Source organism: Pararoseomonas sp. SCSIO 73927, assembly GCF_037040815.1.
Taxonomy (GTDB): Bacteria; Pseudomonadota; Alphaproteobacteria; order Acetobacterales; family Acetobacteraceae; genus Roseomonas.
Window position 1 is genome coordinate 13,136 of record NZ_CP146233.1, and the last position, 16,887, is coordinate 30,022.

Genomic DNA, 16,887 nt, shown 5'->3' on the forward strand with positions numbered 1-16,887 from the left:
CCGGGCCCCAATCGAGAAAGCCGGCAGCGCGCAAGCGCGAGGCCGAGTGCCGCCGTCGGTCTGGCTACCCCGGCGGCACGCGCGATGGCCGCGAGCGACGGATCGCACCGCCCGTTGCTCCTGTTGTGGAAGCGATTGGCCAGGGCGCGCAACACGACCAGGCCGGTGCGCTTGAGCGCGCCGCCATGGGCACGAGCCAGGTCCGTCGCTCGGTCATATGCCTCGGCCGCAAACAGCAGCCGGGCCACGGCCTGGCGGTCCATTGGCCGGAAGTGCCCCGACCTTGGCCGCTCCGATCCGTGCCGGGCGCGACGGTTCGGCCAAGTGGGTGCCGCAGCGTCCATCGATCTACCGCTCGCCATCATCTGCCTCATGGCCGGCGCTGTCGGCTTCTGCCCCCCTCAGGCGCCCAGTCAGAGCGTATGAACGACGTTTTTGAGAGCAGATGGCGCCCATTCTCTATGAGTGATATTGACAATCCTCTTTTGTTCTATACCGCTGTTTCCTCTCGTGGGCCCAACAAATACAGGCATCCCAGAAAGAGGTTGCCCAGGGTGCTTCCATCACTTAGCTTGCAACCGGAAGTCACCTTGAGTGAATTTGCGAAATGGCAAAAACGCTTCCTGTGGTCCTGGTTGCTGTGCTTGCGGTCCCGCTCGCTACGCCTATTGCCCGTGCGGACGACCTATGGGGCTGCGAAGTCACCCTCTGTATGGCTAATCCTGACGGCCCCACCGCAGCCCCCGCTTGCCGCGACCACATGGACCGTCTGTCCAAGCAGTTGCGGCGCGGGCGGCCGGTCCCCCGATGCCCCCAAGCGTCGGTCGCGCCGGCTCAGATACCTGTGGGTTCGGGGGAGATGCAGCAGGCCGCTGACGGATGAGCCGCCTCTGCATTGAACTCGCAGAGTTGTGGGCAGCCCCTCAATCGCCGCATACCTCCTCGGTTATTGAGGGGGAGAGGGACGGGTGGACCGATTCGTCTCGGATGGAGAGGCTCGCGCGGCTATCGCAAAGGGCGGGCGCATCGAGAAGGTTCTGGTCATCGCGATGCGAGACGGCCACAGGCAGGGGCGCGCCGAGTTTGTGCCTTACCTCGCGACCACTTGGCGCCGCGGCTACGTCGCCATCGGCCTGTGGAGCGGGCAGGGTGCCCGCTCGTGGCGCGACCTCACGCGCCTGGTTGGCTTCTTCCGCGAGGAGTTCAAGTTCCTCGGTCCCATCTGCGTCCACGAAGCCGACGACCCGAAGCTCCGCAAGCTCCGGACCCTGTTTCCCGCATCCAGCGTTCCGGGCTCTGTGCCCGATCCGAAGGCTCCCCCGCACACCAGCTAGTGCCCTCTGCGGCCGGGTGGTGGCCGCGTGATCCTGGAACTGGCCGTCGTCGCGCAGCTCGCCGCCCGCTGTGCCCCCTCCGTCGCCTTCGAGACGCTGGCCGCCGTCATGCGGACGGAAAGCGGCTTCCAGCCCTTCGCGCTCGGTGTGAACGGGCCGGGCGGCGGCGCGATCCTGCCCGAGACGCGGGAAGCGGCCGTGGCGTTGGCTTCGGACCTGATCGTGCGCCAGGGCCGTTCTGTGGACCTCGGGCTCATGCAGGTGAACAGCGGCAACCTGCGCGCGCTGGGTCTGACGGTCGCGGAAGTCCTCGACCCCTGCACCAACCTGGCGGCCGGCGCCCGCATCCTGCGCGAAGGCTTCGCCGCCGCCAGCCGCGACGAGGCGGACCCGCAGAGGGCGCTCCGCGTCGCCCTCTCCCGCTACAACACCGGCCACCCCGAGCGGGGCTTCGCCAACGGCTACGTCCAACGCGTCCAGGGCGCGGCCGAGGTCGTGGTGCCGGCCATCCGTCTGCGCGGCGAGGTCGCCGGGGCGCCGCAGCGCCCGGCCGCCACCCCCGCCCCCGAGCTGCCCGACGACGATCCCGACGCGCCCCCGGAGTGGGACGTGTGGGCGCGGGCCACCCATGCGAGCCAGCCGCGCCTGGTGGCCGTGCCTCGTGAAGCTCCCGCGGCGTCGGGGGGCGCCGAGGGAGCCACCCCCACCGATCCCCCGAGGACCGCAGAATGACCCTTTCCCCGAAGGCGCGGAACGTCGCCCTCTTCGCTGCCGTGGCCTGCGCCGCGCTGATCCTGCCCGACCTGGCACACGCGCAGATCGGCGGCGGCGGTTCCAACGTCGTCAACAGCCTGACGCAGTGGTTCATGACCAACGTGGCCCGCGGCCTGGTGATGCTCGGCATCATCGCCGTCGCCATCGGCCTGTTCGTCATGCGCTTCTCCGTCGGCGTGATCGCCTCGGTGGTTTGCGGCGGCCTGATCCTGGCCAACGCCGACACCATCGCCGGCTACTTCGGCTTCTGAGGGGCTGCGCGGCGTGGAACCCCTGACCGAGGACCCCCTGCACGTCGCGGCAACGCGGCCGGCCCTCATGTGGGGCCTGCCGCTGCCGCTGGCCCTCGCTCTGTTCGTGATCGGGGCCGAGGTGCAGGTGTGGTTCAAGGGCCTGACCGGCGTAGGCTGGGCGTTCGCCCTAGTCGCCCCCGTCTGGATTGCCGCCCGGTTCCTCGTCGCTCGCGACTACAACGCGGTCGGCGTTGCGGTGCTCTGGCTCAACACCAGCGCCCGCGCCTTCGACTCCGCCGACTGGGGCGGCGCCTCCGTCGCCCCGCTGCCCGTAGGGAGCGCGCGGGGGCCGCGCGGCATGTCCAATGCGTGACCCCTTCCTGTCCGCCTCCGGGTGGAGCGAGCGCAGCGCCGACGACTACGTGCCCTTCGTCGGCCACGTCCGCGACGACGCGGTGCTGCGGACGGATGGGTCCGTCATGGGGATGCTGCGCTTGGTGGGCGCCCCCTTCGCCCTGGAGGACCACGGCAGGCGCAACAGCCGGCACCGCTTCCGCAACGCGGTCCTCCGCAACATCGCGGACGATACCCTGACGGTCGTGGAGACCATGGTGCGGCACGACGGCGTGGCGCTGCTGCCGGCCGGGACCTACCGATCCGCCTTCGCCGCCGATCTCGAGAACGCCTACCGTCGGGAGGTGCTGGCCGGGCGCGAGCGGGTCAACGAGTGGTTCGTCTCGGTGATCGTCACCCCGCGCGCCCCGGTGACGCGCGGCCTCAACGCCCTGCGCTCGCGCCTCGGCCGCCGGAAGGAGGCCGCCGCCACCACGGCCAGCGACGAGCTGATCCGCACCCTGGACGACCGGATGCTCGTGCTGGCCAAGGCCTACGCCGAGATGGGGCCGGTGCGTCTGGGCGTGCGCGAGGCCGGCGGGGTGATGTTCTCCGAGATTGCCGAAGCCCTGCGCCTGTTCCTGACAGCGCGCTTCCTGCCAGTGCCGATGGTCAGCGGCTCGCTGGGCGGTTCCATCTACACGGATCGGGTGATCTGCGGCCGGCGTGGCTTCGAGGTCCGCACCCCCGGCCGTCCCTCCTTCGGCACCCTCATAGGGTTCAAGGAGTATCCCGACCGCACCCGGCCGGGGATGCTCAACGACCTGCTCTCGGCCGACTGCCGGGTGGTGCTGACCAACTCCTTCCGCTTCCACTCCCGCGCCGCCGCGACCGGCAGCCTGGCCCGCAAGCAGGCGCAGATGGCCAATGCCGGCGACCGGGCCCTCAGCCAGATGGACGCCCTGCACGATGCCATGGACGACGTGGCCTCCAACCAGGCCACCATGGGCTCGCACCACGTCTCCGTCGCCCTGCACTGCGACACCCTGCCCGAGCTGGAGCGCCTCACGGGCGAGGTCCGCGCCGCCCTGACCAACGCCGGGGCCAGCGTCGCCGTGGAGGATCTGGGGACCGAGGCGGCCTATTGGGCGCAGCTCCCCGGCAACGCCGCCTGGCGCACCCGCCCCGGCGATATCTCCTCCCGAAACTTCGTCGGCTTCTCGTCCCTGGACGGCTACCCGCGGGGCGGCCCGTCCCCGGAGTGGGGCGCGCCGCTGCTCCGACTTCTCACTTCGGCCAGCACCGGATTCGACCTGTCGTTGCACGTTGGCGGCCTGCCGCACATGGCCATCTTCGGTCCCTCCGGGTCGGGCAAGACCGTGTTCCTCGGGCTGCTGGTGGCCGCCCTGGAACGGGTGACGGGCCCGGGCGGGACCGTGGTGGTGTTCGACAAGGACAACGCCAACGAGATCCTCGTCCGCGCCATGGGCGGGCGCTACCTGACGCTCCGGGCCGGCGAGGACAGCGGCCTGGCGCCGATGCGGGCGCTGCCGAACACCCCCGATGCCCGGGTGTGGCTGCTGCGCTTCGTGGTGGGGCTGATCCGCGCCGATGATGGCCCGCAGCCCGATGCGATCGAGCTGCGCCGGCTGAGCAAGGCCATTGCCTTCCAGATGCGGATGCCCCCCGCCGCCCGCTCCATCGCCGGGCTCTGCGCCTGGCTGGTGGGCGAAGGGGCGGGCAGCGCCGGCAAGCGGCTAGAACGCTGGGGTCGTGACGGCGACCTCGGCTGGGCTTTCGACGGCAAGGCTGACGCCTTCGACCCCGACGCCGGGCTGGTGGGGGTGGATTTCTCGGCGCTGATGGAGGACGAGACGGTGCGCGGCCCGGCCGCCTCCTACCTCCTGCACCGGGTGCGCTCAGTGATCGACGGCCGGCGCTTCGTGCTCGCCGCCGACGAGTTCTGGGCCTATCTGCCCGATGAGCGGTTCGCCAAGGCCTTCGAGGACTTCGCCCTCACCCTCCGCAAGGGCAACGGTGCCCTCGTCATCGCCACCCAGCAGCCGCAGCAGGTGCTCCGCCACCCAATTGGCGCCACCTTGGTCAGCAACATGCCAACCAAGGTGCTCTTCCCGAATCAGTCGGCCAGCCGGTCCGCCTACTGCGACGTGGGGGACGGCTCCGAGAGCCTGCACTGCACCCCCGGCGAGTACCGCGCCGTGACCGAGGATATGGCAGCCGGACCGCGCTCCATGCTGATCAAGCGGGACGCCGGCTCCGTCATCTGCCGGGTGGAGCTGCCCCCGGCCATGGCGCCGCACCTGGCGGTGCTCAGCGGCAAGGTCGGCACCGTCCGCCTGCTGCGGAAGATCCGGCACGAGCTTGGCACCGAGGACCCCTCGGCGCTCCTGCCCGAGTTCCACCGCCGCCTGCCGGAAGCGGCAACCTGATGGAGACTCGACTCATGAAGCGGACCCTATTGGCAGGGGCGGCCATCACCGCCCTGGCCCTGACAGTGCCGGGAACGGCCAGGGCGCAGATCCCGGTAACGGATGCTCTCGCGAACGCGCAGGCGCAGATCACCAACTCCCAGCTCTACCAGCAGGTGGCGCAGGCCGTGGCCACCGTGCGCCAGCTCGAGCAGCAATATCAGCAGCTCCAGGCCACCTATAACGTGCTGGCCCACACCACCAGCGTCTCGACCTATGCCAGCCGCCTGGGTGGTGTGGCCAACGGCTTTGGGGCCAATCAGGTCGGCGGTGCCATGACGGGCGTGGGCAGTCTGGCTGGGGCTGCCGATCAGGTGGCCAACCTGCGCTTTTTCTCGTCCTCGGGCACCGACTTCTCGGCAACCGAGATGACACGACGGGCGCAGCGCCTGGGCAACATCCAGGCTGCGGCCTTGCAGGGGATGCAGCAGTCGGAACATCGCATCGCGGGGCTCCGCGAGCTGATGACCGAGATCGATGGCCAGCCAGATATTCAGGCGTCGGCCGCCCTGAACAACCGCATCCAGGCAGAGCACGCCCTACTCTCGGCGCAGCAACAGCAGCTTGCGCAGCTTCAGCTCATGGCGGCCACCCAGCAACAGGGCGACCTCCTGCGGGCCGAGGAGGCCCAGCGGCAGAGCGCGGAGAGGTACCGGGACAGCCTTCAGCCCCTGGGGGACAACTGATGCGCAGCGCGGTGCTCGTGCTCGCCCTGGTGACCCTGGGCACCGCGCCCGTTCTCGCCCAGCGGTCGCGCGAGAACCGCGACGTGCCCTGGTTCCAGGCTCACCCACAGATTCTCGATGAGACGCTGCGGCGCTGTCAGCGCGACGCACGCCTCGCCGCGACTTGGGAATGCCAGAACGCGGAGGCAGCGGGTGCTTCGCGCATGGGTCAGCCGCTCCCCAATACCCTGCCGCCCGTAAGGCAAGGGCGCCAAGCGCCGCCTGCGGACAGTAGTGGCCTGCCGGAACCGGACTACAACCCTCGCACCAACCCGTTTGGGTTCCAGGCCCTCAAGAAAGCCTGCCAGGAGCGAGGACCAGGCAGCTCCATTTTTCTGCGTGATTGCCACCAGCTCGACCGCTATCCCGAGGAGCGTGACCGTGGCCGGTGAGTTCTTCCAGAACGTCTCCGCCGCTTTCGACGCGAACCTCATTGCTGCCGTCAACGGCGTTATCAGCAGTGGGCTTGCCTGGGCTCGGCCGCAGGTCCGCGCCGCTGCCACGCTGTTCATCCTGATTTCCGGTTGGCTCGTCCTCACCGGTCGTATGGACAAGAGCGTGCTCGCAGGGCGTGTCTTTCGGATCATGGCGGTAGCTGCGTTGCTGACCTCCGCAGGTACGTTCAACACCTACGTCCGCGACCTATTCTTGCAAGATATCCCTTCCACAATTGGATCTGCGCTGACCGGTGGCGCTACATACGCCCCGGCCACACAATTTGACGCACTGTGGAGTGCCACGCAGCGCATCGCGGCCACCATGCTCGCGGAGGCGACGGGCTACACGCAGTTCGGTGAGCGCCTCGTAATTCGAGCTCTTATGGGCATCTCCTTCATAGCCTTAGTCGTGATCTTCCTGATGTGGATCGTCGCCCGTGTACTGATGGGCTTCGTGATCGCCCTCGGACCGTTCCTGATCGGGCTCTACCTGTTCGATGCGACGCGCACCTACGTGGACCGCTGGGTGGGCAAGCTCGTGTCGCTGACGTTAGTGCAGGTGAGCGTCAGCGTCATGCTGCAGATGCTGATGAGCGGTTTCAATAACTACGTCCGCGCGGCACAGGCCAACCCCGGCGGTAGCCTGGACGAGAAGATAGGCGCCTTCCTGCAAGTCGGCGCCTGGTACTGGTGTGGCCTGTTCCTGATCGCCAGCCTGACGGTCGTGGCCTACTCCATCGGCGGCGGTCTCGCGGCTTCCTTCGCCCCCCTCACGCAGTCCGCCGCCGGCATGACCAACGGCGCCGCCTCGCTCGCCGGGACCGGCGTGGGCGCGGGCGGCAAAGCGCTCGGCCGCGGCATCGGCCGGGGTGTCGCCGCCGGCTATCGCCGGATGCGCAGCAGTTCCAACACCCAGGCTGCGGAATGATCCGGTGACCATGCCCCCCTCTCCCTCCGTTCCCCTGGAGCCCCGATGAAGTCCGCCCTGCTGCTGTCCCTGCTGGCGCTAGCCGCCTGTGCCGGCACCACTGCGGCCCCGGCCTGCCGCGGCGAGGTATTCCAACTTAACCCGACCCGCATGGTACCGCCGGCCACCCTCGCCGCCGCGCCCGTGGTCGCCCCGGCCGGGAGCGTCGTGCGGTGAATGCCATCTCTGCGCCCGGCCAGCCCGTGCCGCCGTGCGCCTCCCCTGCCGGTAGCCCCTCTGACGCCGAGATGGCCGCCGCCGTGGTGATCCCGCGGAGCGAATTGAACCGCCTCTACGCCGAGACGCAGGCTCGTCAGGTGCGCGAGGCCCGCCGCGCCAGGCGCATCAGCACCGGCAAGACGGTGGCCATCGTCGGCCTGCTGGGCGTGGTCGGGATGCAGGCCCTGGCGGCGTTGCAGCTCTTTCCCCTAGTGCGCGTGGTGCCGGTCGTGGCCGTGCCGCAGCCGGACGGCAGCATGGCCACCGTGGTCCACGGCGACGCCCTGCCGGCCGCGGTGCAGGAGCGCGCGGTGCGCGCCACCCTGTTCCAGTACGTCCGCCTCCGTGAGGGCTGGTCCTCAGGCGAGGCGCAGTACGCCTACGACGTAGTGAGCCGCATGTCGGCGCCCCAGGTGCGGAGCGCCTTCCAGGAGTGGTTCAACCTCACCGTTCCCCCCGGTCCTCAGGCCGTATGGGGCACGCGCGCGACCGTCACCGTGGAGCAGCTGAGCGGTGCCCTGCTGCCGAACGACACGGCGCAGGCCGACGAGATCTACCAGCTCCGCTTTCGCCGCACCGAGCGCGCCCATGGTCGGCCGCCGGTAGTCTCCACCTGGGTCACGACGCTGCGCTACCGCGCCGGCCAGAACATCGCCCTCACCGATGGGACCACGATCAACCCGCTGGGCGTGCTCGTCACCGAATACCGTCCGCCCGAGCGCGAGGGCGTACCGACCCTGGGGGATGCCCAATGAAACACATCCGTTTCGCCCTGCGGCTGGTCCTGGCCGCGACCATCGCCCTGCCGCTAGCCTGGGGCGCCCCAGCCGCCGCGGACGAGGCCCCAGCCCCGGCCGGGCGCGACCCCCGCGTGCGGGTGATCGCCTACGACCCGCAACAGGTGGTCAAGCTCTACGCCGTTCCCGGCGCGACGCTCACCATCCAGCTCGCCCCCGGCGAGACGGTAGCCGGCCTGCCGGTGTCGGATCAGACGCTCCTGGACCCGCCCGAGCCCGCCGGCCTCGGCACCGGCCCGCTCGCCATGGCTGGAGGCCCCGCGCCCTCAGAGCGGGCCGGAGCTGGCCGTGGCGCCTCCACCGACCGGAACCTGTTCACCGCCGTCCGCGGCAATTTCGTGATGATCAAGCCCCTGCGGGACCTCGACCCGCAGCCGCTCTTCATCATCGGCCGCAGCACCGACCCCACAACCGGCCGGGAAGTGATGCGCGCCTACACCTTCGAGCTGTCCACCCGCGAGGGGCCGCTGACCGCCGAGGCCGCGAACACCTACTACCTCGTGCGCTTCACCTACCCGGCTGAGGAGCGCGCCGCTGCGGCGGCCGCGGCCGAGGCCCGGCGTCAGGCCAGCGCCGCCGCCGCCGCGGCCCGCCGCAAGGAGCAGGAAGACCGCCGGGCGCGCGAGCGCTTGGTGCTGGCCGGCACCAACGCCGCGACGCCCGGCGTGATGAACTGGAACTACGATGGCCAGGGCGACCGCGAGCTGGCGCCGGCCGAGGTGTGGGACGATGGGCAATCCACCTTTCTGCGCTTCCCCGGTAATCGCCGCGTGCCCGCGATCTTCTCCGTCCTCGCGGACGGGCGCGAGGCGGCGGTGAATTACTCGGCCAACACCTCAGGCCTCATCACCATCCATCAGACGAACGGCGCCTTCCGTCTCCGGGATGGGGGCCTGGTGCTGTGCATTCTCAACCGGGCGTTCGATGCCACCGGCCGCAATCCCGGCACCGGCACCACCAGCCCCGACGTGGTGCGGGAGATCAGGCGGTGAGCGACGCCGTGGAAGGGGGCGCCGTCGCCTCCAACGATCCCGTCTCGCCCGTCGCCGGCGGCCGGCGGCTGCTAACGGGCCGGGAGAAGGTGCTGATCGGCGTCGGCATCTTCGCGGCCTGCGGCTTGGTCGCGATGTGGCCCTCGTCCAAGCCGGTCCCGGAGCGCGAGCGCGAGCAGCCGATAACCGAGGCCGGCCGCTCCCTGCCCTACCGGCCGATGCCCGAGCCAGCCGCCCCCCCGGCGCCGCCTCCCGCGGTCGCGGCCATGCCGATCCCAGCCACCCCGGTCGCCCTGGGGATGCCGATGCCGAACGCCCGCAGCGCCGTGGCCTTCGGGGGTGGCGGGCGCCAAGTCCTCAACCCCACCCCGATCATGAGCTACGAGGACCGCGCCGCCCCGCCGGCCGCGCAACCAGTGGCGGACGGCCCAGGCGGCCCCCGTGCCGCCCGGCCCGGGGCGCCTGCTACAGCCCCCGGCGGCACGGCTGAGCCCGACGACGCGCTGTCCTCGCGCCTGCGGTCCTCCCGCATGGCCGCGGCGCGCGCGACCGTGCTGCGGAACCCCGAGCTGACCGTGCCGATGGGCACCCGCATCGCCTGCATCCCTGAGATACCGATCGACAGCACCGTCGCTGGCTTCTTCTCCTGCATCACTCCCGTGGACGTGCGGGGATCCACCGGGACCGTCGTGCTGATGGAGCGCGGGACGCGCATCGTGGGCGAGGTCCGTTCCGGCTTGGCCCGCGGCTCCCGCCGCCTCTTCGTGGTGATGACCCAGGCCCTGACGCCCGGGGGTGTGCAGATGGAGCTGAACAGCCCCGGCGCCGACGTAATGGGGCAAGCCGGGTTGGACGGCGAGATCGACAGCCACTTCTTCGAGCGGTTCCGCGGCGCCATGCTGCTCGCCTTCCTCGACACCGGTCTGCAGGCCGCGGCCACCGTTGCCAGCAACGCCCTGAACAACGGCAGCGGCGTCACCTTCAACCAGTTCCAGTCGGGCGGACAGCGCGCCACCAGCCAGGCGTTGGAAGCTGACATCAACATCCCTTCCACCCTCCGCCGGAACCAGGGGGAGCCCATGACCGTGTTCGTCGCGAGAAGCCTTGACTTCTCCGACGTATACCGGCTCGTCAGTCGGTGAGGGACGCAGGGGTGCAGCTCGCCCTCGGCCTGGCCGCCGCGGCGCCGGTCGGGAGCGGGAATACGGCAGGGCAGGCGAAACGCCTGCCCAGTGCGGTCCCGGAGGATGCGCCCACCATCCACGATCCGGCGCAGCTCTGGTTCGCCTTCGCGCGAGAGGCCGGCCGATGATGCACGCCGCGGCGCAGCTGGACTTCGCCCTCGCCCCCGTGGCCGGCGCCCTGGCCGACCCGCGCACCGAGGAGTTGTGTGTGAATCGCCCTGGCGAATTCTGGCTACGCCAGGGCGGACGTTTCGAGCGGCACGCCGCCCCCGAGCTGGACTTCGACATGCTGGAGGGTGTGGCGATCCTGGCGGGCGCCCTGCGGAACCAGAACGTCGGCGCCGAGCACCCGCTGTGCTCCACCGACCTGCCTACCGGTCACCGCCTGCAGGTCGTGTTGCCCCCGGCCGTGCCCCCGGGCACCGTCTCCCTCACCTTCCGCCGGCCGAGCGATACCGTGGCCGCCCTCTCCGATTTGGCCAGGCGCTACGACACCTCTCGCTGGAACCGCTGGGACCGCCGCCGCGAGCAGCGCCAGGCCGACAGCGCCGGCCTCTTGGAGCTGTTCGACGCGGGCGACGCCGGGGCGTTCTTCCGCGGCTTGGTGCGCGCCCGGCGTAACGTCCTGTTCTGCGGCGCCACGGGCGGCGGCAAGACCACCCTGAGCAAGACCCTCACCTCCGAAATCCCGCGCACCGAGCGCATCCTGACTATTGAGGACGCGCTTGAGCTGGTGGTGCCGCACGGCAATTCCGTCCGCCTGCTCTATTCCAAAGGCGGGCTGACGGTGGGCGGCGTCACCGCCGATGCCCTGCTGCAGGCCACTCTGCGGATGCGCCCCGACCGGGTGCTGCTGCAGGAGCTGCGCGACGACGCCGCCTGGGTCTACCTCAACGAGGTGATGACCGGGCACCCCGGCAGCCTCACCACGATCCACGGTGCCGACGCGCCGCAGGCCATGCGCCGGCTGTTCAACTTGGTGAAGGGCACGCCGCAGGGCGCCACCTACGGCGACGACACCCTGGCCGCGATGATCGGCAGCGCCGTGGATGCCATCGTGCCCCTGCACAACGACGCCGGCACCTACTCCATCCGCGAGGTCTGGTTCGCCGACGACGCCGCCCGCCGCGGCGAGGCCGCCGCCGACCTACTGCGGACCGCCTAACGCTGGACCGCCCTGGAGATGCCCGCGCCGAGCTGGAAGAAAGATACGATGGACGCTATACGTCTTGCGTCTAGCCGTCCAGCATCAGGACGCCTGAGGCCAGGACGATGAGCGACCGTCGCCGCTTACCCTCCCCCGGCCACCTGGTGGCCTGGGGCCTGCTGCTGACCATCCTCGCCCTGCTCTGGACCGCCGCGGCCTCGGCCGTGTTCCTGTGGGGCACCGGCCTCGTCCGCTACTTTCCTTTCCAGGGCACCGCCTGGATCGGCCAGTGGTGGAGCTACGCCCTCTATGCCCCGCCCAACCCCATCGTCGGCCGTTGGCTGATGATCGGGGCCGGGGGGCCCTCCGCCTTCCTCGGCCTGGTGATCTACCGCCTGCTGCAGCTCCGCGGCGGGCGCGTCACCCGCCCCGGCGAAGTCGTGCGCGGCAGCACCGACAACCACGGCCACGCCGAGTGGATGAGCATGAAGGAGGCCCGCGACCGCTTTCCCGGCCCGCACCCCGACTTCGGCGGCGTGGTCGTAGGCGAGGCTTACCGGGTGGATCAGGACAAAACGGCGAAGCTCGCCTTCGACCCGGAGCGGCGCGAGACCTGGGGTCAGGGGGGCAGGGCCTCGCTACTGGTGGACCCCTGCAAGATCGGCCCGACCCATAGTCTGGTCTTCGCCGGCTCCGGCGGCTTCAAAACCGTCTCGGCCGCCTCCACCCTGGTCCACTGGACCGGTGCAGCCGTCGTGCTCGATCCCTCGCGCGAGCTGGGGCCGATGCTCGCCGCGGCCCGCGAGGACATGGGGCACAAGATTGTCTCTCTGGAACCGGGCACGCCGGGCGGGATCAACGTCCTTGATTGGATCGATGTGACCCACCCCCTGGCGGAGACCAACGTCCATGCCGTGGTGGGCTGGATCTTCGGGGAAACGGAGGGCAGCAGCTCCGATACTGACAAGTTCTTTCGCAACTGGGGCAAGCAGCTCGTCGCCTGCCTCCTCGCGCACATGCTGTGGGACGACACCATGCCCGCAGCGGCCAAGACCCTCCGTACTCTGCGCGCCGGCATCGTCACCCCGGAAGATCAGATGCGCGAGGTGCTGGAGGGCATCCACGCGGGTTCGCGCAGCTCCATGGCCCGCGACATCGCCGGCACCATCAAGAAGATTGTTCCCGAGACCTTCTCGGGCATCTATGGCAACGCCACGGGCGACACTGCCTGGCTCTCCGTCACCGCCTACGCCGATCTCGTCTCGGGCGGCGCCGAGGGCGCGGAGCCCTCCTGCCGCACCGCTGAGCTGACGGACGGCAAGCTAACGGTGTTCCTACAGATCCCGCTCAAGGTGCTGCGCGACACCCCCGCGGTTGGGCGCGTGCTCGTCGGCGCCCTGCTGAACGCGCTCTATGAGGCGGATGGGAACGTGCAGGGTCGGGTGCTGTTCATGCTCGATGAGGTCCGCCGCCTGGGGCCGATGAAGATCTTGGAAGTCGCCCGTGACGCCGGCCGGAAGTACGGGATCACCCTGCAACTGCTCTACCAGGCCGAGGATCAGCTCGTGGAACAGTGGGGCCGGCAGGGTCGCAACGCCTGGTTCGATAGCGTGAGCTGGCGAATGTATGCGGCCGTGCAGAACACCGACACCGCGAAGTCGGTCTCCGACGCGGCCGGTGGGCACTCGGTCCTGGCCGAGAGCGAGGGCCACAACAGCGGCAGCCAGGGCAAGCCCTTGGAAGCCGGTTCGCGCTCCAAGGGCACCAGCATGAACCGGCACGAGATGGCCCGCGCCCTGATCCGGCCGGATGAGCTGATGCAGGATGTGCGCGGCGACGAGGCGTTCGTGTTCGCTCGCGGCTGCAAGCCCCTGCGCTGCGGGCGTGCAATCTACTTCCGCCGCCCCGAGCTGCGGGCGACGATCGGGGCCAGCCGCTTCCATAAAGAGGCGGCGGAGTAGGAGAAGCGGTATGTCCGACATGAAAGGTTCTAACCAGTCCCGTGACCCGGCGCCGCGCCGAGCGGAAGCATCCACACCGGCCAGCGCCGGACCTCAGCCGGTGCAGGTACAAGCCCCGGCCGCGACGCACTACTGGCAGGGCGTGGCAGCCGCAGGCCGGGCCGCGAAGACGGCTGCCGCGCCGCAGGCTGACGCTGCGACGCCTGGACGTCAGCGCGTAGCGCGCGTGTAGGGACGCCTACAGCTCAGAACGACCCATTTGCGACATTGTTAATCGTTGGCGCAGCGTCTGGTATAAAAATAGAAGAGGACATTGCACCAATGCCACTAGCACCGGATGCATTGCGCTCAACCGCTGCATCTATCAATTTGATCGGCACCGCGACTAATAATAAGCTTGTCAAGCTGCTGCCACAATTGTCTCTATAGGGAAATATAGTTTGGCACTCGATGTTACACGTCGCCAGGGCTCAAAGGCAATTGAATTAAAAATTACATATAAAAGCTGTAGCTAACCTGCGGTTTCTCCGTAGAGCTGACATACTTCATGATGTCGCCGATCTTACGCGCACATTCCAGTGTAATTGGAAGGCGACCGTCCATCTGGGTATTATTCCAGTTCATCTTAGTTAGGCCAAGGATCTCTTGGCAAAGGATCTCAAGCGAAGAGTCCTGCTCGTAGACGCTGACCTTCAGTGGCCTCGGTACGTAGGCGCCTGGATACGTCTTGTAGAAATCGACGGTGCCTCGCGTGTAAAGCACGCCTTCGGTCTCCGAAATAGCGAGCATAGTGCCGCGCTTCGGGGGGTAGTCACCGTCGCCAAATAGCCGGATGTCGGTGTCGGTGATCGCGACGAAGTCTTTCGTACGGATGCCTTTCTCCTCGAGGGCTCGCACGAAGCCGGCCCGTTCACTGTCACGAAAGTGGCTCGACTTGTGAATCACGATGCGGGCGGGCATGTGCTGGAGTGCGCGATCGTACTCTTCTAAGGCGTCGCGAAGGAGTTCGTAGGCCTGATTCTCACTCAGATAAGGGTGCCGATTCTTCTTGTCGATCGACACGGGAGTTCCGCGTAGGATGATGCCGTGCCCGAACTCGTCGAAGACCTGGGCTAGGCTTGACGACACCGTCTCGCCGTCACGGCTTTTGTAAAAACCGATGCCGATGTAGCAAGAGCGCAGCTTCGCAGTGTCTTCGACAAGGCGCCACGGGATGGTACGGTTACCCTTGTAATAGAGTGCCGTGCAAAAGTTCCAAGCTTTAGTGGCGGGATCCTGCTGCTCGCCAGCATGTTTGGTGATGAGGATGGTCTTCTCGCGTACTAGCTGCAGCGGCGTGCCAAGATGCATGCACTTCGCCTTCAGGATGCGGCGGAAATTGTGCTCGACGTCGCTCTCAGTGTCCTCGCTGCCCTTCGACGATGTGACAGAGTCGAACATCTCGTTGGGCATTACGCAGACAATCACATCGACGGACCGGTTCTCGGCGAGAAATCGAATTTGCTCGTAGTAGAGTTCGACGGCGCGCGTGACACGTTCGGCGCGAGACGCGAGCTTCACCACAGCCGTGATCTCGGACTTTTGCAAGGTGCGGGTATACTGTGGGGAGTTGATAAGCCGGGTGAGGAAGCCATGGCTCTGATTGATGCCGCCAAAGCCTCGGAAGAGATTGAGAAGCTGCGACTCCTTCTTGCGCTCGATCCCGCCACGGCACTGGACGAGCCATTCGTCGAGAAGGTCGATGCCCTCACCACGACCGACAACGCCAATGCGCAACTCGGTCCGGCGCAGCTCATCCCGCTTGTCGTAGACACCCATGTTCTCGATGCCGGTGCGGGGGCAAATGTGAGTGCCAGTGCCGAACTCGAGTAGCGGCTCTGTAAGCGTGGTAAGCTTCATGCCGCAACCTCCCGCATGTCGTCATCGGGTCCGATGACTGCTTCATCCTGATCGTCGGCAACGTCGTCAGCTTCCTCCCCGACGTCGAATCTTAAAAGGGATTGGAAGCTCAGCCCTTCCTCATCGCCGGCACTGGCCAGGAAGTAGGCGATGAAGCGGACCTGGTTACGAACGCTGGAATTGTGCTCGAGCCGCTTTTGCTGGGAGAGGAGATCGTCGTGCCAGTTCGACTGCTGGTGACCATTATAGGAGTAGAACCAGCTTGGGACGATCTGGGCGTACCAGTCGTCGCCGAGTTTCGTAAAATTCAGCTCGAACGAAAGGTGCTGGTGATGGGCCACCTTCGTCGGGTCTTTTTTCGAGCGCTTGACTTCGTAGACGCGTCGGATTGCATTGCGCTTCCCGACCCATGACTCCTTGCGCTCCGTCTGCCCCTCTTCCGTAGCGGCAAAGTAGAAAAAGCGGTCTTTGGGCTGCATGCGGACATGCCGCGCCTTGAGCAGTTCGCGGGTCTCAGCGCTGAGCAGTTGCTTGAGCACGTTAACGTTGTCGATTTCTGAAGATTCTGCGAGGTCGGAAACGTCGAGTCTTTCGATGGAACCTGCGTCGATGACGCTTATAAGCCCGCTCGCCTCCATGTCGTGAAAAGCGAACAGCTTATTGTTGTAACAAACCCAGGCGTCAGTGTGCACATCGTTGAGGATAAGCGCCATCTTCACGACTGTATTTCGGTGCCGAGGGTTGCGTTTGTAAGACAGTGACTTGCGAGCCCGGGCAATGACCTCCTTGTCATCAATGGTGAGTTCTATAAAAAACTCCTCGACAAAGGTTGTGCATTCGGCAGCGCCAGATTGCTTAAGTCGTTGTTCTGTATGATCTACGATCTGGTGGAACCCGGCGGCCAAATTTTTTCGGTGCACAACCTAGGATTTTGCGTAGCCCAAGCGCGGTTTGAAAGCCGTCACGCCGGAACGGCAGGAGTAGAAGGTCCGCTTGACGGGACAGCAAAATCATAGGTTTGGGGGGCTGTCGTTCGCGAAAGTACGCGGCTCACAGGAGAAGCGTGGACGATCGTTGCTTCAAATCTTCCTCGTCTAATGAGGATAATTATCCTTTCTTGGCCTTTGCATCACTTTGCAGAATGCTTGGCGCTCGCCCCCTGGAAGATTTGGCTGAGTTAAACGAATAGGCGGTGGTGCCCTGACTGTCGTCGCATGATTGCTGAAGGTACTATTCTGCCGCTTTGTCGGGCGGAGTTAGGCAGGGTGTTACATCGTGCTGGCCCCTTGACGCTGGGGCTGCCCCGATGTCCCGCCGGTGTCACCCTCACCCTCACCCTCACCCTCAGCGCGGGGCTGAACCCGCCTGAGCCGGTTGGAGTCTACGACAGAAGAAA

At 67.4% G+C, this 16,887-nt stretch carries 17 protein-coding genes; 15 read left to right on the forward strand and 2 right to left on the reverse strand.

Features of this window, described 5'->3' with window-relative positions:
• Nucleotides 1–968 precede the first annotated feature (968 nt).
• From VQH23_RS25975 to VQH23_RS26045, 15 genes are all read left to right on the forward strand, one after another.
• The gene (locus VQH23_RS25975) at nucleotides 969–1,334 is read left to right on the forward strand and encodes a hypothetical protein (RefSeq protein WP_338666218.1); all 366 of its coding nucleotides are present in this window, start codon (nucleotides 969–971) and stop codon (nucleotides 1,332–1,334) included.
• 27 nt (nucleotides 1,335–1,361) lie between these two features.
• Nucleotides 1,362–2,066, forward strand: a complete 705-nt coding sequence (locus tag VQH23_RS25980; protein ID WP_338666219.1) for a lytic transglycosylase domain-containing protein — start codon at nucleotides 1,362–1,364, stop codon at nucleotides 2,064–2,066.
• Nucleotides 2,063–2,359, forward strand: coding sequence for a TrbC/VirB2 family protein (locus VQH23_RS25985; RefSeq protein ID WP_338666220.1), 297 nt, complete (start codon nucleotides 2,063–2,065; stop codon nucleotides 2,357–2,359). Before VQH23_RS25980 ends, VQH23_RS25985 begins: the two co-directional genes overlap by 4 nt.
• A 13-nt stretch (nucleotides 2,360–2,372) precedes the next feature.
• Complete coding sequence (locus VQH23_RS25990) at nucleotides 2,373–2,714, forward strand: type IV secretion system protein VirB3 (RefSeq protein ID WP_338666221.1); 342 nt, start codon at nucleotides 2,373–2,375, stop codon at nucleotides 2,712–2,714.
• Nucleotides 2,707–5,124 (forward strand): helicase HerA domain-containing protein, encoded by a 2,418-nt coding sequence (locus tag VQH23_RS25995; protein ID WP_338666222.1) that lies wholly within the window; start codon nucleotides 2,707–2,709, stop codon nucleotides 5,122–5,124. Before VQH23_RS25990 ends, VQH23_RS25995 begins: the two co-directional genes overlap by 8 nt.
• A gap of 14 nt (nucleotides 5,125–5,138) precedes the next feature.
• Entirely contained in the window at nucleotides 5,139–5,849 is a 711-nt protein-coding gene (locus tag VQH23_RS26000) for a type IV secretion system protein (protein WP_338666223.1), read from the forward strand.
• Complete coding sequence (locus tag VQH23_RS26005) at nucleotides 5,849–6,280, forward strand: hypothetical protein (protein WP_338666224.1); 432 nt, start codon at nucleotides 5,849–5,851, stop codon at nucleotides 6,278–6,280. Before VQH23_RS26000 ends, VQH23_RS26005 begins: the two co-directional genes overlap by 1 nt.
• Nucleotides 6,270–7,253 carry a type IV secretion system protein gene (locus VQH23_RS26010; RefSeq protein WP_338666225.1) on the forward strand — a complete coding sequence of 328 codons (984 nt, stop codon included), beginning with the start codon at nucleotides 6,270–6,272 and terminating at the stop codon, nucleotides 7,251–7,253. Before VQH23_RS26005 ends, VQH23_RS26010 begins: the two co-directional genes overlap by 11 nt.
• A 45-nt stretch (nucleotides 7,254–7,298) precedes the next feature.
• Nucleotides 7,299–7,469, forward strand: coding sequence for a hypothetical protein (locus VQH23_RS26015; RefSeq protein WP_338666226.1), 171 nt, complete (start codon nucleotides 7,299–7,301; stop codon nucleotides 7,467–7,469).
• Complete coding sequence (locus VQH23_RS26020; RefSeq protein WP_338666227.1) at nucleotides 7,466–8,266, forward strand: VirB8/TrbF family protein; 801 nt, start codon at nucleotides 7,466–7,468, stop codon at nucleotides 8,264–8,266. The genes VQH23_RS26015 and VQH23_RS26020 overlap by 4 nt, the downstream gene beginning before the upstream one ends.
• Nucleotides 8,263–9,300 carry a TrbG/VirB9 family P-type conjugative transfer protein gene (locus tag VQH23_RS26025; RefSeq protein ID WP_338666228.1) on the forward strand — a complete coding sequence of 346 codons (1,038 nt, stop codon included), beginning with the start codon at nucleotides 8,263–8,265 and terminating at the stop codon, nucleotides 9,298–9,300. Before VQH23_RS26020 ends, VQH23_RS26025 begins: the two co-directional genes overlap by 4 nt.
• Nucleotides 9,297–10,442, forward strand: a complete 1,146-nt coding sequence (locus tag VQH23_RS26030; protein WP_338666229.1) for a TrbI/VirB10 family protein — start codon at nucleotides 9,297–9,299, stop codon at nucleotides 10,440–10,442. Before VQH23_RS26025 ends, VQH23_RS26030 begins: the two co-directional genes overlap by 4 nt.
• Entirely contained in the window at nucleotides 10,439–10,612 is a 174-nt protein-coding gene (locus VQH23_RS26035; RefSeq protein WP_338666230.1) for a hypothetical protein, read from the forward strand. Before VQH23_RS26030 ends, VQH23_RS26035 begins: the two co-directional genes overlap by 4 nt.
• Entirely contained in the window at nucleotides 10,612–11,649 is a 1,038-nt protein-coding gene (virB11, locus tag VQH23_RS26040) for a P-type DNA transfer ATPase VirB11 (protein ID WP_338666246.1), read from the forward strand. The genes VQH23_RS26035 and virB11 overlap by 1 nt, the downstream gene beginning before the upstream one ends.
• Before the next feature lie 107 nt (nucleotides 11,650–11,756).
• Nucleotides 11,757–13,592 carry a type IV secretory system conjugative DNA transfer family protein gene (locus VQH23_RS26045; RefSeq protein WP_338666231.1) on the forward strand — a complete coding sequence of 612 codons (1,836 nt, stop codon included), beginning with the start codon at nucleotides 11,757–11,759 and terminating at the stop codon, nucleotides 13,590–13,592.
• Nucleotides 13,593–14,084: 492 nt separating this feature from the next.
• Here the strand turns inward: VQH23_RS26045 and VQH23_RS26050 are convergent, their stop codons facing one another.
• Both VQH23_RS26050 and VQH23_RS26055 read right to left on the reverse strand, forming a co-directional pair.
• Entirely contained in the window at nucleotides 14,085–15,491 is a 1,407-nt protein-coding gene (locus tag VQH23_RS26050) for a hypothetical protein (RefSeq protein WP_338666232.1), read from the reverse strand.
• Nucleotides 15,488–16,204, reverse strand: a complete 717-nt coding sequence (locus VQH23_RS26055; RefSeq protein WP_338666233.1) for a hypothetical protein — start codon at nucleotides 16,202–16,204, stop codon at nucleotides 15,488–15,490. Before VQH23_RS26055 ends, VQH23_RS26050 begins: the two co-directional genes overlap by 4 nt.
• Nucleotides 16,205–16,887: the final 683 nt, after the last annotated feature.

Coding starts and splice junctions, on each gene's coding strand:
- VQH23_RS25985 (WP_338666220.1), top strand. CDS start 2,063: ATGACCCTTTCCCCGAAGGCGCGGAACGTCGCCCTCTTCGCTGCCGTG.
- VQH23_RS25995 (WP_338666222.1), top strand. CDS start 2,707: ATGCGTGACCCCTTCCTGTCCGCCTCCGGGTGGAGCGAGCGCAGCGCC.
- VQH23_RS26000 (WP_338666223.1), top strand. CDS start 5,139: ATGAAGCGGACCCTATTGGCAGGGGCGGCCATCACCGCCCTGGCCCTG.
- VQH23_RS26005 (WP_338666224.1), top strand. CDS start 5,849: ATGCGCAGCGCGGTGCTCGTGCTCGCCCTGGTGACCCTGGGCACCGCG.
- VQH23_RS26015 (WP_338666226.1), top strand. CDS start 7,299: ATGAAGTCCGCCCTGCTGCTGTCCCTGCTGGCGCTAGCCGCCTGTGCC.
- VQH23_RS26025 (WP_338666228.1), top strand. CDS start 8,263: ATGAAACACATCCGTTTCGCCCTGCGGCTGGTCCTGGCCGCGACCATC.
- virB11 (WP_338666246.1), top strand. CDS start 10,612: ATGCACGCCGCGGCGCAGCTGGACTTCGCCCTCGCCCCCGTGGCCGGC.
- VQH23_RS26045 (WP_338666231.1), top strand. CDS start 11,757: ATGAGCGACCGTCGCCGCTTACCCTCCCCCGGCCACCTGGTGGCCTGG.
- VQH23_RS26050 (WP_338666232.1), bottom strand. CDS start 15,491: ATGAAGCTTACCACGCTTACAGAGCCGCTACTCGAGTTCGGCACTGGC.
- VQH23_RS26055 (WP_338666233.1), bottom strand. CDS start 16,204: ATGGCGCTTATCCTCAACGATGTGCACACTGACGCCTGGGTTTGTTAC.